This window comes from Brachybacterium paraconglomeratum (genome assembly GCF_039541415.1).
GTDB classification, from domain to species: Bacteria; Actinomycetota; Actinomycetes; order Actinomycetales; family Dermabacteraceae; genus Brachybacterium; species Brachybacterium paraconglomeratum_A.
Genome location: NZ_BAABGE010000010.1, coordinates 412421 through 427096, shown reverse-complemented (window position 1 = coordinate 427096; position 14676 = coordinate 412421). Strand labels below are relative to the sequence as shown.

The following is a 14676-nucleotide window of genomic DNA, read 5'->3' as shown; positions in this document are numbered from 1 at the left end:
GGCTCAGGCCAGGGGGTTCGGCTGCAGCGGGAGGGCTTCGATGATCGGGTGATCCTTGTCGATCACGCCCATCTTCGCCGCACCGCCGGGAGCGCCGAGATCGTCGAAGAAGTCGACGTTCGCCTTGTAGTACTCGGCCCACTGGTCCGGGGTGTCGTCCTCGTAGTAGATCGCCTCGACGGGGCAGACGGGCTCGCAGGCTCCGCAGTCCACGCACTCGTCGGGCTGGATGTACAGCATCCGGTTGCCTTCATAGATGCAGTCCACGGGGCACTCATCGACGCAGGCACGATCCTTGACGTCGACACAGGGCAGAGCGATGACGTACGTCATGAGCGGCTTCCTTCCGTCGGAGACGTCCTCATTCTGTCATCCCGTCCCCGCTGCAGGCCCTGCCAGAGGGCGCCGGGTCGCGGAGGTGACGGGATGCACATCCGGCGTCGGAGCCCGCCCTGCCCCAGGCCGCGGAAGCGGATAGCCTCGAACGATGACTGAGCATGAGGGCGAGCGGGTCCGCGCCGGGTGGGCGCCCTTCCTCCAGGACGGGCGCCGGGTGGTGCTGCGCTATGTGATCGACCGGGAAGCCTCCCCGCACGGAGAGTCGATGAGCGATGCGCTGGGGACGATCCTCTCCGCCGACGAGCAGTCGGTGCAGGTGATGACCAAGCGTGGCGAGATGACGGTGCCGCGGGCGCTGATCATCGCGGCGAAGGAGGTTCCACCACCTCCGGTGCGACGGCGGGGGCCCGCCGCGCCCTGAGGATGTAGTCGATTCCGGAGGCCGTGTGCAGCGCGACCCCGATCCAGAACAGCACCTGCGCGGCAGGCACCAGCGACGGCGCCCAGGCGGCCGCCGCGACCAGCAGGAACACCGAGCCCATCAGCGCGAAGGTGCGGATCTTGCCGAGCCAGGAGACGGAGATCCGGCCGCCCAGGGCCGCCCCCGTGGCGAGCACGACCATCGCCACGTCGACGACCAGGATGATGGCCAGCGCGGCCCAGGGCAGGAGGTCGGCGACCGCGAGGCTGAGGACGATCCCCACCAGCCCCAGCCGGTCGGCGATCGGGTCGATGATCGCGCCGGTGCGGCTGGTCTGATCCAGCGCGCGCGCCAGCATCCCATCGATCCAGTCGGTCGAGGCCCACACCAGCAGCAGCACCACCGCGAGGGTGTCGGGCCCGTCCAGCAGCAGCAGGCACACCGGCGCCAGCAGCACGAAGCGCACCAGGGTGACGAGGTTGGGGATCGTCGCCCAGTCCGGGCGAGAACGCGTCGGAGCAGTCATCGGCTCACCGTGCCCTGGAACGGGACCTGCGCACCAGGGTGATCAGGCCCGCGATCAGGAACGGGATCAGCAGACCGAGGCCCTGGACGACCCAGCCGGAGTACTGGGGCTCCGTGCCCAGCATCGCCGGCATCAGGATGCCACCGCCCACGCCCTCCCCCAGGAACGGCATCGCCAGCACGCCCCACAGGCAGCCGAGCACCAGCAGCGGGAGCCGGGACCCGGTCGACGCCCACAGGAAGACGCAGGCGACCACCTGGAACGCCGCGCCGAACACCAGACCGGCAGGCAGGTCGAGCCCGAGCACCGAGAGCTCCACCCGGTGGGTGGTGATCATCAGCAACACCGAGACGATCGTGAGCACCACAGCCATCGCGGCCTGGGCGAGCCGGGCGGCGAGCGAGGTGGTGTCCACTCGCCGCACCGGCTGCTGCTCGATCGTCACCAGGTCACTTTCCCGACTTGGCCTTCGAGGTCGCACGACGACGCTCGTTCGGATCGAGGATGACCTTGCGGATGCGGACGACCTCAGGGGTGACCTCGACGCACTCGTCATCTGCGGAGAACTCGAGGGACTCCTCGAGGGTGAGGCGGCGCGGCGGCACCAGGTTCTCGAAGGAGTCCGACGACGCAGCACGCATGTTCGTCAGCTTCTTCTCCTTCGTGATGTTCACGTCCATGTCCTCGTTGCGAGAGTTCTCGCCGACGATCTGGCCGGTGTACACCTCGGAGGTGGGCTCGACGAAGAACGAGCCGCGCTCCTGGAGGTTGATCATCGCGAACGGCGTGACGGAGCCGGGACGATCCGCGACCAGGGAACCGGTCGAGCGGAACTCGATGTTCCCCATCCACGGCTCATAGCCGTCGTTGTAGGAGGCGGCGATGCCGTTGCCGCGGGTCTCGGTCATGAACCGGGTGCGGAAGCCGATGAGGCCGCGCGAGGGCACCACGAACTCCATGCGCACCCAGCCGGAGCCGTGGTTGCTCATGGTCTCCATGCGGCCCTTGCGGGACGCCATCAGCTGGGTGACGGTGCCGAGGTACTCGTCGGGCACGTCGATGGTCATCCGCTCGACCGGCTCATGGACCTTGCCGTCGATCTCGCGGGTGAGCACCTTCGGCTTACCGACGGTGAGCTCGAAGCCCTCACGGCGCATCTGCTCGACCAGGATCGACAGCGCGAGCTCTCCGCGGCCCTGCACCTCCCAGGCGTCCGGGCGCTCGGTGGGCAGCACCTTGAGGGACACGTTGCCGACCAGCTCGGCGTCCAGACGGTCCTTGACCTGGCGGGCGGTGAGCTTGTGGCCCTTGCCGTTCTTGCCCGCCAGCGGGGAGGTGTTGATGCCGATGGTCATCGAGATCGCCGGGTCATCGATGGTGATCAGCGGCAGCGGGCGGGGATCGTTCAGATCGGCGAGGGTCTCACCGATCATGATCTCGGGGATGCCGGCGACGGCGACGATGTCACCGGGGCGGGCGGTGCGGGTCATCGGCACGCGGGTGAGGCCCTTGGTCTCCAGCAGCTCGGTGATCTTGACCTGCTTGGTGGTGCCGTCCTGGACGCACCAGGTGACCTGCTGGCCCTTGGCGAGCTCACCGTTCTTGATGCGCAGCAGCGCGAGCCGGCCCAGGAACGGGGAGGCGTCGAGGTTGGTGACGTGCGCCTGCAGCGGCACCTCGTCGTCATAGGCCGGCGCCGGGATCTGCTCGAGGATGGTCTTGAACAGCGCCTCGACGTCCTCCTCCTCGGGGAGGGTGCCGTCGGCGGGCTTGGTGAGCGAGGCGCGGCCGGACTTGCCCGAGGCGTAGACGACGGGCACGTCGAGGACGGCATCGAGATCAATGTCGTCCATCTCCTCGGAGAGGTCGGAGGCCAGCCCCAGCAGCAGGTCGGTGGCTTCGCCGACGACCTCGTCGATGCGAGCGTCGGGGCGGTCCACCTTGTTGACCACGAGGATCACGGGGAGCTTCGCGGCGAGCGCCTTGCGCAGCACGAAGCGAGTCTGCGGGAGGGGGCCCTCGGAGGAGTCCACCAGGAGCACGACGCCGTCGACCATGGACAGGCCGCGCTCCACCTCGCCGCCGAAGTCGGCGTGGCCGGGGGTGTCGATGACGTTGATGGTGATGCCATCATGCTCGCCGATCTCCGCAGCGGACGGCCCGGTGTACCGGATCGCCGTGTTCTTGGCGAGGATGGTGATGCCCTTCTCGCGCTCGAGCTCGCCCGAGTCCATCGCCCGTTCGCCGTGCTTGTCATGGTCGCTGAACGCGCCACCCTGGGTGAGCATGGCGTCGACCAGGGTGGTCTTGCCGTGGTCGACGTGGGCGACGATGGCGACGTTTCGCAGGTCGGTACGGTGCTGGAGAGTCATACGCGGAAGCTCGTTTCGGGTTGCGCGGTGGGTCGAAGACCGAGCAGCGCCCGGCCGCACCCCAGGTGCGACCCGCTCCAGGGCCCAGGCGAGTCTATCCGCCCGCAGCCCGCCCGCCAGGGGTTGGGGATGAGACGTTCGACGCCATCGCACCCAGAGCCAGGGCCAGCGGGATCACCAACACCACCCCGATCGCCAGGAATCCGACCAGGGGCTCAGAGAAGTACGACGACGGAGTCTCCCCCGCGACATACGACCTGACCGTGATTCCCGGTGAGTAGAAGAACTGTCCGGTGAGCAGGGTGGCGAGGAAGAACCAGGTGATCGCCACGGCGACCGGATCCGCGATCAGGAGGGCACGGCCGAGCAGGTGCTGGCGGCTCCGCACCCTGCGCGGCCCGCTGGCGCGGCGGGGCGCCGTCACCTTCGCTGGCGCCATGGTCGGCCGATCCTCCTGCGGCAGCTCGGTCCGAGACTCGGTGTCCTGCTCTCGCCGTTCCGCAGCCAGCGTCGCCTCTGCCCGCTGCGCGCGAGCCTGCGAGGCGAACAGGCCGATGAACATCCCGCCGAATCCGAGCACCAGGACGGCCAGCGTGATCGCGACGACCTCTCCCTTGAGCAGCGCACCGACCAGGTCGCCGTCCGTCGTCCGGCTCTCGGGGAAGGCGAGGCGCGGGAGCACTAGGGCTCCGCACAGCATTCCGACTCCAGCCCCGGCCACGATCCCGGCCGCCCGCCGGAAGCTCATCCACCGCACCAGCACGGGCCAGAGCAGATGGAACCCGAGATCAAGGACGAGACTGCCCAGGAACCCTCCGGGCATGTGGTGAGAGGTCTTGTAGCTGGGCGTATATGACCAGGCCCCGAGCCCGGCCCGCCGCGTCCGTGCGTCGCGCTCCTCCGAGCGGGTCAGGGGCGGGTTCCCTTCCTTCGCCCCGCCGCCGGCGGCGCGACTGGCGCGCGCCCGCTCGGCCTCGCGGGCGATCGCCTCATCGGTGTCGTCGGCGTGGCCGTCCGCCGTGTCCCCGGTCGAGCGATCGGGGTCGAGCGATCCCTTGTCATCCCCCATCCGTCACCTTCGAACCACCGGCCACGTCGCTCGGCTCCCCTCCCCGTCAGCGTGTGTTCTGACAGTTATACCGGCTCGCCGTCGTCCGCGGCCCGCCCGCTCTGCTCAGACGTGCCCGGCGCTCGCGAAGGGGTCGATCGGGCCCTCGTCGATCCGGGGTCCGTCGGCCTGCTCGTCATCGGCCTCAACCTCAGCCACTTCCACGTCGATCGTCTCCGAGCCCGCGAGCGGGATGGAGCGGCCCGGGATCGCCGCGAGCAGGCGCTTGGTGTAGTCCTGCTGCGGAGAGTGGAACACCTCGTCCGTAGTGCCCTGCTCGACGACCTTGCCCTTCTCCATGACCAGCGTGTTGTCCGCGATCTGCCGCACCACGGCGAGGTCGTGGGTGATGAAGAGGTAGGACAGGCCGAGTTCGGCCTGCAGATCGTTGAGCAGTTCGAGCACCTGGGCCTGGACCAGCACGTCGAGTGCGGAGACCGCCTCGTCGCAGATCACGACCTCCGGATCCAGGGCGAGAGCGCGGGCGATCGCGACGCGCTGACGCTGGCCGCCCGAGAGCTCGTTGGGATAGCGGCGCATCATCGCCGAGGGCAGTGCGACCTTGTCCAGCAGATCCCGCACCTTCGCCTCCCTGCTCTTCGCATCCCCGATGCCGTGCAGGCGCAGGGGTTCCTCGATGGTGCGGAAGATCGAGTACACCGGGTCCAGGGTGCCGTAGGGATTCTGGAAGATCGGCTGCACCCGGCGGCGCAACGACTTCAGCTCCCGACCCCGGTAGGTGGTGACGTCCTTGCCCTCGAAGAGGACCCGCCCCGACGTGGGCTCGAGCAGCTTGAGCACCATCTGCGCGACGGTGGACTTGCCGGAGCCCGACTCCCCGACGATCGCGGTGGTGGTGCCGCGCTCGATCTGGAAGGAGACGTCATCCACCGCGAGGAACGGCGTGAAGCGCCACGGCACGCTGCCACGGATGGGGAACGACTTGGTGAGCTTCTGGACCTGGATCACGGCATCCGAGTCGACCTCCCCGTAGCCGAACTCCGGACCCTGGGCTTCTACGGGCGTGACCGGAGCCTTGGCCTGCACTGACGGCGCGGCGACGGTCTGGGCATGCTCCTGCGCTCGCTCGCGGATCTCAGCGCGCTCCGCTCCGGAGACCAGCCGCCGGGAGGCGAGGGAGGGTGCCGCGCCGATGAGCCGCTTGGTGTAGGGATGCTGAGGGTTCTGCAGCAGCTCGAGCGCGGGCCCGGTCTCGACGACCCGGCCCTTGTACATGACCACCAGATGCTGAGCACGCTCCGCGGCGAGGCCCAGGTCGTGGGTGATCAGCAGCACGGCCACACCCAGCTCCGCGGTGAGGGAGTCGAGGTGATCGAGGATCTGCTGCTGCACGGTGACGTCCAGCGCGCTGGTGGGCTCATCGGCCACCAGGAGCTTCGGCCGTGCCGCAAGGCCCATCGCGATCAGAGCGCGCTGCTTCATACCACCGGAGAATTCATGCGGGTACTGCTCGGCGCGACGGGCGGCATCGGAGAGCCCCGCCTCCTCGAGCAGCTCGACCGTGCGCTTCTTGGCGTCGGCTCCCTTGGCGATCCCGTTGGCGACGAGGGTCTCCCGGATCTGGGAACCCACCTTCCACATCGGGTTGAGGTTGCTCATCGGGTCCTGTGGGACCAGGCCCACCTGGTCGCCGCGCAGCACACGGATCTCCTTCTCGGAGATGTGCGTGATGTCGCGCCCCTCGAAGAGGATCTGCCCGCCGGTGATCGTGCCGTTCTCGGCCAGCAGGTGTGCGATCGCCATGGCGGTCGTGGACTTGCCTGACCCGGACTCGCCGACGATCGCGACCGTCTCCCCCGGATACACCTCGAGGCTTGCGCTGCGCACGCCCTTCACCGGGCCGTTGGAGGTGGAGAAGGTGATCTCGAGATCACGGATCTCCAGCAGCGGCTGGTCACGGCGGGCGGGAGCCCCCGCCGCGGAGGGGGTCATGGAGGTCGTGGTCATCGCTTCCTCGCCTTCGGGTCCAGGGCATCGCGCACGGCGTCGCCGAGCATGATGAAGCTCAGCACCGTGATCGCGAGTGCCACGGAAGGGTAGAACAGCATCGACGGCTGCGTGCGCAGCGCGTCGCGGGCATCGGAGATGTCGCCACCCCAGGAGACCGCGCTGGTGGGCAGGCCCACTCCGAGGAACGACAGCGTCGCCTCGGCGACGATGAAGACGCCGAGGTTCACGGTCGCGGTGACGATCACGGGAGCGATCGCGTTGGGGATCACGTGCTTGAGCAGAACGGTCGGGCTCGAGGCTCCGAGTGCCACGGAGGAGGTGACGAAGTCCTGGCTCTTGGTCGAGATCACCGCACCGCGCATGATGCGGGCGATATTGGTCCAGCCGAAGACGCTGAGCACGGCGATCACCGTCCAGAGGTTCATCTCCCCCAGTCGGGTGGCGACCACGATGGCACCGAGGATCAAGGGGACCGCGAAGAAGATGTCGGTGATACGGGAGATCACTTCGTCGAACCAGCCGCCGATATACCCGGCGAGCGCGCCGATCGTCCCGCCGATGAGGGTCGAGCCGATCATCGCGAAGAACCCGATGATCACCGAGGTGCGAGCGCCCCAGAAGGTGCGCGCCATGATGTCGTAGCCCTGGCGCGAGGTGCCGAAGGGATGCTCCCCGCCAGGCGCCTGGTTCGCGCGGCTCAGGTCTCCGAAGCGCGGGTCCTGGCTGGTGAACACCTGGGGGAAGGCCGCGACGAACAGCACGAACAGGATCAGCAGCGCGGAGATCACGAACACGGGGTTGCGGATCAGGCTGTGGAGCGCCTCGCTCCACAGGGAGCGCGGCGTGCCGGTGGTGTCGGCCGCATCGACTTCCTGCAGCGGAGTCTCGTCCAGCGGTGCGACCCAGTGCTCCGACCGGGGGCGGGTGGGGGCGGCGTCACTTGGCATAACGGATCCTCGGGTCGAGCACGCCGTAGAGCAGGTCCACGACGAGATTGGACAGCAGGAAGATGATCACCAGCAGCGTCACGAGCGTGACGATCATCGGGGCCTCGCCGGCATTGATCGAGCTGAACAGCAGCGTTCCGATGCCGGGGACGTTGAACACGCGCTCAGTGACGATCGCGCCGCCCATGAGCGCGCCCAGGTCCGCACCGATGAAGGTGACCACGGGGATCAGCGAGTTGCGCAGGATGTGCTTGGAGACCACGCCGCCGCGGGAGAGACCCTTCGCCGTCGCGGTGCGCACGTGGTCGGCGCCCGCGGCCTCCGCGATCGAGGTGCGGGTCAGCCGCAGCACGTAGGCGAAGGAGACACCGCCCAGCACAAAGCCGGGCAGCAGGAGGTTCACCCAGGACGGGTCCCGGCCGACGTTGATCGGAGAGATCCCCAGCTGCAGCCCGAAGACGAACTGCGCCAGGAAGCCGAGCACGAAGGTCGGCGTCGCGATGAGCAGCAGGGAGACCATCAGCAGCGTGGTGTCGATCAGCTTGCCCTTGCGCAGGCCCGAGATCACGCCGGCGACGACGCCGAAGACCGTCTCGACGATCACGGCGATGATCGCGAGCCGGAAAGTGGTCGGGAAGGCCGCGACGATCTGGTCGAACAACGGGCGACCGTTGAAGCCGACGCCGAGGTCGAAGGTCAGCACGTTGCCGAGATAGATCAGCCACTGGACCAGGACGTGCTTGTCCAGGTTGTACTGCTCGCGCAGCTGCTGCTCGACCGCCGGGGAGATGGGCTTGTCCCCGGCCAGGGCGAGGATCGGGTCACCCGAGGTGTAGAACGCCATCAGGTAGACGATCAGGGTGGCGCCGAGGAAGACGGGGATCATCTGCAGCAGCCGCCGCGCGATGTACCAGAGCACAGAGGTTCTCTTTCGTCAGTCGGGACGAGGTGGCCCGGCGATGCCGGGCGCGCAACAGCGGGAACCGGACCAGGCCGGTTCCCGCTGCTGCGCGGTGGATCAGCGGATCACTTGGTGATCTCGTGGTACAGCGGCACGGTGTCCCAACCGAACTCCACATTGGAGACCAGGGTGGAGTAGCCGCCGATGGTGTTCTGGTACCAGAGCGGAAGGACCGGCAGGTCGCGGATCAGCAGCGCCTCGGCCTCCTTCCACAGGGCGATCGCCTCGTCCTCGCTCGCCGCGGCGAGACCGTCGGAGAGCAGCTGATCGAACTCGGGGTTCTTGTAGTCGCCGTCGTTGGAGCCCTTTCCGTCGGCAGCCGCGGTGCTGTAGAGCGGACCGAGGAAGTTGTAGGCCGAGGGGTAGTCGGCCTGCCACCCGGAGCGCCAGGTGCCCATGAGGTCACGGGCACGGATCTGCTCACGCATCTCGCCGAAGGCGGGGAAGGGGGTCGGCTTCGCCTCGATCCCCAGCACGTTCGCCAGCGAGTTGCAGACGGCCTCGACCCAGTCGGCGTGCGGGCCGTCCGCGTTGTAGGCGAGGGTCAGCGGGCCCTTGAAGGGCGTGATCGCCTCGGCTTCGGCCCAGAGCCGCGTGGCCTCGGCCTCGTCGAACTGGAGGACCTCCGCACCGGGGAGGTCGGTCGCGCCGCCGCCGGGGATCACCGGGGAGACGAAGTCGGTGGCCGGGGTGCGGGGTGCGGGTGCCGAAGAACAGGTTGTCGCAGATCGACTGGCGATCGATCGCCCGCGAGAGTGCCTGACGGCGCAGCGGTCCGGCCTCGCCCTCGAAGTTCGGGTCGTAGCCCGGCAGGGTGATCGACTGGAAGACGGCGCCGGGAGCATTGACCGCACGCTCGCCGAGGTCAGTCTCGAAGGTCGCCAGCGCCGAGCCCGGCAGCTGGTCGACCACGTCGACGTTGTCCGACTGGAGGTCGAGGTACATCGTCTCGGGATCCTGGTAGACCGTGAAGTTCAGACCCGAGTTCTTCGCGGCTCGGGGCCCGTCGTAGGACTCGTTGGGCACCAGCACCAGCTCCTGGTCGTGGGTCCAGGAATCGAGCTTGTAGGGACCGTTGGCCAGAGGCGCCTCGCCATATGCCTCGATATCGTCGAAGGCGGTGGGCGGCAGCGGCATGTACGCGGAGTAGCCCAGGCGGGTCGAGAAGTCCGACTGCGCTGAGACCAGACGGACGGTGAAGGTCTGCTCATCGACGACCTCGAGGCCGGACAGCGTGGCGTCAGCGGCCACGCCTTCGGCGGAGAGGTCGGCGTAGCCCTCGATCGGTTCGAAGAAGTACTGGCCGAGCTGCGCGTTGGCGGCGTTAGCGCCGTAGTTCCAGGCGTTCACGAAGTCCTGCGCGGTGACCGGGGTGGAGCCGTCCGAGTAGGTCAGGCCCTCTCGGATCTTAATCGTCCAGTTCTGATTGTCCTCGGTCTCGATGGACTCCGCGAGATCGTTCTCGGCGGTGCCGTCGGCCGTGTAGTAGACGAGCCCGGCGAAGAGCATCACGATGATGCGACCGCCACCGACCTCGCCGGTGTTGGTCGGGATCAACGGGTTCTCGGGCTCCGTGGTGTTGGCGTAGATCGGCTCGCCGGTACCACCGCCGGCGCCGCTCCCCCCATCGCTTCCACCGCTGCCAGCTTCGTCGCTCCCGCAGGCGGCGAGGGTCAGGGCGGCGGCACCGCTCGCAGCGGTGCCCAGCATCATTGATCGGCGCGAGATGGCCATGAAAACTCCTGTGAAGGCTCTAGAGCGTGGACCGCACATCCATGTGCGGCCCTAACAAGTGTGCACCAGCGAATGTCAACTGCATTCCATGTGCTGGTAACACTTCGGTCTCGGAGATGTTTCAATCATCTGTCCATGCCTATGGGAACACCCGGCAGGTGCTCTGCAGGAACACCGTTGGCAGTGTTCAATGGCTGTATGACTGCTCCTACCTCACCTGCTGCCCCCATCGACCCCACCTCCACCGACGCCTGGGCCGAGCTCGAGGCGCACAACCTCGAGCTCGAGGGCTCGCTGCGCGAATGGTTCGACACCGATCCCCGGCGCGCCGAGCGCTTCACGCACGACGCGGCCGAGCTTCACGTCGACCTCTCCAAGAACCTCCTCACCTCCACGACCATGGACCTGCTGCTGCAGCTCGCGCGCGAGGTCGGCGTCGAGGAGCGCCGCGATGCGATGTTCGCCGGCGCCCACATCAACACCACCGAGGACCGCGCCGTGCTGCACACTGCCCTGCGCCGCCCGGCCGGCTCCTCCCCCTCCCTCCAGGTGGACGGGCAGAACATCGACGAGGACGTGCGCGGCACCCTGCACCGGGTCTACGACTTCGCGGACAAGGTGCGCTCCGGGGAATGGACCGGTGTGACCGGCAAGCGCATCGAGACCGTCGTCAACATCGGGATCGGCGGCAGCGACCTCGGCCCGGTGATGGTCTACGAAGCGCTGAAGCCGCTCGCCCAGGAGGGTCTGGAGGCCCGGTTCATCTCGAACATCGACCCCACCGACGCCTTCGCCAGCACTCAGGACCTCGATCCCGAGACCACCCTGGTCATCGTCGCCTCGAAGACCTTCACCACCCAGGAGACCCTCACCAATGCGCGCCTGGTGCGGCAGTGGCTGCTGGGCGGCCTGCGGGAGAACGCAGGGCTCACCGCCGAGCAGGAGCAGGAGGCTGTCGCCAAGCACTTCGTCGCCGTCTCCACCGCGCTGGACAAGGTCGAGGCCTTCGGCATCGATCCCGAGAACGCCTTCGGGTTCTGGGACTGGGTGGGCGGGCGCTACTCGGTGGACTCCGCGATCGGCACGGTGCTCGCGACGGTGCTGGGTCCGGATACCTTCGAGGAGCTGCTGGCCGGCTTCCACGCGATGGACGAGCACTTCGCCGCCGCCCCGGCGGAGCAGAACGTGCCGCTGCTGATGGGCCTGGTGAACGTGTGGAATGTGAACTTCCTGGAGGCCGAGACTCACGCGGTGCTCCCCTACTCCCAGTACCTGCACCGCTTCCCCGCCTACCTCCAGCAGCTGACCATGGAGTCCAACGGCAAGTCCGTGCGCTGGGACGGCTCGCTCGCCACCACCGAGACCGGCGAGGTCTTCTGGGGCGAGCCCGGCACTAACGGCCAGCACGCCTTCTACCAGCTGATCCATCAGGGCACCCGGCTGATCCCGGCGGACTTCATCGCCTTCGCGACCCCGAACCATGCGCTGGTCGATGGCGAGCAGGATGTGCACGAGCTGTTCCTGGCGAACTTCTTCGCGCAGACCAAGGCGCTGGCCTTCGGCAAGAGCGCCGAAGAGGTGCGCGCCGAGGGCACCGAGGGCCCGCTGGTCGCGGCCCGCGAGTTCTCCGGCGACCGCCCGACCACATCGATCATGGCCCCGAAGCTCACGCCGTCCGTGCTGGGCCAGCTGATCGCACTGTACGAGCACATCACCTTCGTGCAGGGCGTGGTCTGGGGCCTCAACTCCTTCGACCAGTGGGGTGTGGAGCTCGGCAAGCAGCTCGCCCAGGGCCTCGCTCCGGCCGTCGCCGGAGACGAGCAGGCGATCTCCGCCGAGGACGCCTCGACCGCCGGACTGATCCGCTACTACCGCGAGCAGCGCCAGCAGGGCTGATCGAGGACACATGACGACCGGATCTGCGCGGAGCGGGAGAGCACGACGCCTCTCCCGCTCCGCGCTGCTGCGCAGCGTCCTCCTCCCTCTTGCCGCCGTGGCGTCGGCGCTCGCGGTGCTGGTGGCGACCGGCGTGGTCTGGCCGGGCCGGATCTTCGCGCACGGCTATGAGGTCCGGGGCGCCGATGTCTCCTCCTACCAGGGGGAGATCGACTGGCCGACCTTCGCGGGCGACGACCTGGACTTCGCCTACATCAAGGCGACGGAGGGCTCCTCGTACGTGGACGAGCAGTTCACACAGAACTGGGAGCACGCCCGCGATACCGGCCTCTTCGTGGGCGCCTACCACTTCGTGAGCTTCGAGAGCTCCGGGCGCTCGCAGGCCCAGCACGTGATCGACACCGTGGGCGGCGACGGCACTCTGCCGATCGCGGTGGACATCGAGTTCTATGGTGACTATTTCGAGGATCCGCCCTCACGGGAGGCGGTGGACACCATTCTTGCTCCGCTGCTCGAGGAGCTCACCGAGCACTACGGCGTCCCGCCGGTCATCTACACCACGGCCGACGCCTACGACCTCTACATCGCAGGCGCCTACCCGGACTCCCCGATCTGGATCCGCTCCGTGGTGCTGCCGCCCGATCTGAACGACGGCCGCGGCTGGACCTTCTGGCAGTACTCCCACCGGGACCATCGTGATGGCTACGACGGCGAGGAGCGCTACGTCGACATGAATGTCTTCACCGGCTCTCGTGCCGAGCTCGCCGCACTCGCCTCGGTGGAGCCGACGGATCAGACTCAGGCCAGGTAGTCGACCTCGCGGGTCTCCTTGCCGATCAGCAGCGCGACGGCCGTGATGATCGCGGCGAGGGTCAGGTAGCCGCCCACCAGCCACAGCGGCCCGTCCAGCAGCTGCCATAGCGCGATCATCGCGTAGGGCGCGGGGGCCGCTCCGATCACCGAGGCCATGTTGTAGCTGACGGCGCTGCCGGTGTAGCGGACGTCCGCCGCGAACATCTCCGGCAGGAACGCCGCCATCGGGCCAAAGGTCAGGCCCATCAGGGTGAAGCCGAGGATCAGGGTGGCCATCACGCCCACCGTCCCGGCCTGCACCATCGGCTCGATGAGGAATCCGAAGATGCCGATCCCGGCGGTGACCGCCAGCAGCAGCTTCCGGCGTCCGAGGCGGTCCGCGAGCGGGCCGGAGACCAGGGTGAAGATGCCGAAGAACACGACCCCGATGATCAGCATGGTGAGGAACTCCGGGCGGTCATAGCCGAGACCGGGCGCGAAGCTCGCCGCGTCGAAGGGCTTGCCGGCGACCTCCGCAGCGGCGCGAGCGGTCTCCTCATCGGCCGCCGTGGTGCCGACGACCATGAGGAACGCGGTCATCAGGTAGAAGAGCACATAGGTGGCGACCATGGCGATGGTGGCGAGGACGAGCGGCTTCCAGGCGGTGCGGAACACGCGGGCGATCGGCACGGCGGCGACCCGCTGCTCGTCGATGACCTTCTGGAAGGCGGGGCTCTCCATGAGCTTCAGCCGCACCCAGAGGCCCACGATGACGAGGGCTGCGGAGAGCAGGAACGGCAGCCGCCATCCCCAACTCATGAACTGCGCCTCGGTCAGCTGCAGGCTGAGGGCCACGAACAGCAGGTTCGAGAGGATGAATCCGATGGGGGCACCGAGCTGCGGGAAGGTGCCGTAGAGGGCGCGCTTGCCGGGCGGGGCGTTCTCGGTCGCGAGCAGCGCCGCGCCGGACCACTCCCCGCCCAGGCCGATGCCCTGGCAGAAGCGCAGCAGCACCAGGAGCGCCGGGGCGAGCACGGTGAAGCCCGGGGTCGAGGCGGTGGGCAGGACTCCGATGAGGAAAGTCGCGATCCCCATCACGAGAAGGCTGGCCACGAGGGTGGTCTTCCGGCCGACTCGGTCTCCGAAGTGCCCGAAGATCAGGGAGCCGAGCGGACGGGCCACGAAGGCGACGCCGAAGACGGCGAAGGAGCTCAGCAGCTGGTTCGCGGGGCTCTGCGTGGGGAAGAACAGGGCCGGGAACACCAGGGATGCCGCGGTCGCGTAGGCGTAGAAGTCGAAGAACTCGATCGTCGTGCCGACCATGGAGGCGGTGATGACGCGCCCGCGGGTGTTCGCCGGGGCGCCGGCCGGTGCCGAGCCGGGTGCCGGAGCAGCGGGGGGAGACGAGGGCAGAGCAGTATTCACGACGAGCGACCCTAGACCTCGCATTCCGCTATTCGGACCTTGTTGCCACACTTTGAGACGGACGATGGCGCGGGGCGCGGCGCGTGGTGAACCGTGCGAGGTCCGGAATTCACCGACCGGCCACCAGGAGGTCATCCCGGAACGACGTGCAGCGCTTTCCTGAACGCGGTCTCATCACGGTCCG

General features: G+C 68.1%; 12 protein-coding genes and 1 pseudogene. 3 read left to right on the top strand and 10 right to left on the bottom strand.

What is annotated here, in order from left to right; genetic code table 11:
- Positions 1-3: 3 nt before the first annotated feature.
- Positions 4-333, bottom strand: a complete 330-nt coding sequence (gene fdxA / locus ABD893_RS16530) for a ferredoxin (protein ID WP_345082909.1) — start codon at positions 331-333, stop codon at positions 4-6.
- A gap of 154 nt (positions 334-487) precedes the next feature.
- Between fdxA and ABD893_RS16525 the strand changes: the two genes are divergently transcribed.
- Complete coding sequence (locus ABD893_RS16525) at positions 488-760, top strand: putative acetyltransferase (RefSeq protein ID WP_345082906.1); 273 nt, start codon at positions 488-490, stop codon at positions 758-760.
- Here ABD893_RS16525 and ABD893_RS16520 read toward each other — a convergent pair.
- The 8 genes and pseudogenes from ABD893_RS16520 to ABD893_RS17100 all read right to left on the bottom strand — a co-directional run bounded on the left by ABD893_RS16520 (position 699) and on the right by ABD893_RS17100 (position 10379).
- Complete coding sequence (locus tag ABD893_RS16520) at positions 699-1286, bottom strand: CDP-alcohol phosphatidyltransferase family protein (RefSeq protein WP_345082903.1); 588 nt, start codon at positions 1284-1286, stop codon at positions 699-701. The two genes, ABD893_RS16525 and ABD893_RS16520, sit on opposite strands and share 62 nt — an antisense overlap.
- Positions 1287-1290: 4 nt before the next feature.
- A complete protein-coding gene (locus tag ABD893_RS16515; RefSeq protein ID WP_345082900.1) occupies positions 1291-1731 on the bottom strand; it encodes a hypothetical protein in 441 nt (146 codons plus the stop codon).
- Between the two features lie 4 nt (positions 1732-1735).
- Positions 1736-3658, bottom strand: coding sequence for a translational GTPase TypA (gene typA, locus ABD893_RS16510; RefSeq protein ID WP_345082898.1), 1923 nt, complete (start codon positions 3656-3658; stop codon positions 1736-1738).
- Between the two features lie 94 nt (positions 3659-3752).
- Positions 3753-4727: a hypothetical protein gene (locus tag ABD893_RS16505; RefSeq protein ID WP_345082895.1), complete on the bottom strand. Its 975-nt coding sequence runs from the start codon at positions 4725-4727 to the stop codon at positions 3753-3755.
- A 105-nt stretch (positions 4728-4832) separates the two neighbouring features.
- A complete protein-coding gene (locus ABD893_RS16500; protein WP_345082893.1) occupies positions 4833-6734 on the bottom strand; it encodes a dipeptide ABC transporter ATP-binding protein in 1902 nt (633 codons plus the stop codon).
- Complete coding sequence (locus ABD893_RS16495; protein ID WP_345082890.1) at positions 6731-7684, bottom strand: ABC transporter permease; 954 nt, start codon at positions 7682-7684, stop codon at positions 6731-6733. The genes ABD893_RS16500 and ABD893_RS16495 overlap by 4 nt, the downstream gene beginning before the upstream one ends.
- Positions 7674-8603, bottom strand: a complete 930-nt coding sequence (locus tag ABD893_RS16490; RefSeq protein WP_345082887.1) for an ABC transporter permease — start codon at positions 8601-8603, stop codon at positions 7674-7676. Before ABD893_RS16490 ends, ABD893_RS16495 begins: the two co-directional genes overlap by 11 nt.
- Positions 8604-8710: 107 nt before the next feature.
- A pseudogene (locus ABD893_RS17100) lies at positions 8711-10379 on the bottom strand (peptide ABC transporter substrate-binding protein).
- Between the two features lie 198 nt (positions 10380-10577).
- On the opposite strand from ABD893_RS17100, the gene pgi reads away from it, so the two are divergent.
- Positions 10578-12275: a glucose-6-phosphate isomerase gene (pgi, locus tag ABD893_RS16475; protein WP_345082882.1), complete on the top strand. Its 1698-nt coding sequence runs from the start codon at positions 10578-10580 to the stop codon at positions 12273-12275.
- A gap of 10 nt (positions 12276-12285) precedes the next feature.
- Positions 12286-13086 (top strand): GH25 family lysozyme, encoded by an 801-nt coding sequence (locus ABD893_RS16470; RefSeq protein ID WP_345082879.1) that lies wholly within the window; start codon positions 12286-12288, stop codon positions 13084-13086.
- On the opposite strand, the gene ABD893_RS16465 is transcribed toward ABD893_RS16470, so the two are convergent.
- Complete coding sequence (locus tag ABD893_RS16465) at positions 13074-14516, bottom strand: MFS transporter (protein ID WP_425548393.1); 1443 nt, start codon at positions 14514-14516, stop codon at positions 13074-13076. The genes ABD893_RS16470 and ABD893_RS16465 overlap by 13 nt on opposite strands.
- Positions 14517-14676: the final 160 nt, after the last annotated feature.

What these genes read in the sequence shown, in the direction of transcription:
- ABD893_RS16495 (WP_345082890.1), bottom strand. Translation starts at nt 7,684, where the DNA reads ATGCCAAGTGACGCCGCCCCCACCCGCCCCCGGTCGGAGCACTGGGTC.
- ABD893_RS16500 (WP_345082893.1), bottom strand. Translation starts at nt 6,734, where the DNA reads ATGACCACGACCTCCATGACCCCCTCCGCGGCGGGGGCTCCCGCCCGC.
- ABD893_RS16505 (WP_345082895.1), bottom strand. Translation starts at nt 4,727, where the DNA reads ATGGGGGATGACAAGGGATCGCTCGACCCCGATCGCTCGACCGGGGAC.
- typA (WP_345082898.1), bottom strand. Translation starts at nt 3,658, where the DNA reads ATGACTCTCCAGCACCGTACCGACCTGCGAAACGTCGCCATCGTCGCC.
- ABD893_RS16520 (WP_345082903.1), bottom strand. Translation starts at nt 1,286, where the DNA reads ATGACTGCTCCGACGCGTTCTCGCCCGGACTGGGCGACGATCCCCAAC.
- pgi (WP_345082882.1), top strand. Translation starts at nt 10,578, where the DNA reads ATGACTGCTCCTACCTCACCTGCTGCCCCCATCGACCCCACCTCCACC.
- ABD893_RS16525 (WP_345082906.1), top strand. Translation starts at nt 488, where the DNA reads ATGACTGAGCATGAGGGCGAGCGGGTCCGCGCCGGGTGGGCGCCCTTC.
- ABD893_RS16465 (WP_425548393.1), bottom strand. Translation starts at nt 14,516, where the DNA reads ATGCGAGGTCTAGGGTCGCTCGTCGTGAATACTGCTCTGCCCTCGTCT.
- ABD893_RS16470 (WP_345082879.1), top strand. Translation starts at nt 12,286, where the DNA reads ATGACGACCGGATCTGCGCGGAGCGGGAGAGCACGACGCCTCTCCCGC.
- fdxA (WP_345082909.1), bottom strand. Translation starts at nt 333, where the DNA reads ATGACGTACGTCATCGCTCTGCCCTGTGTCGACGTCAAGGATCGTGCC.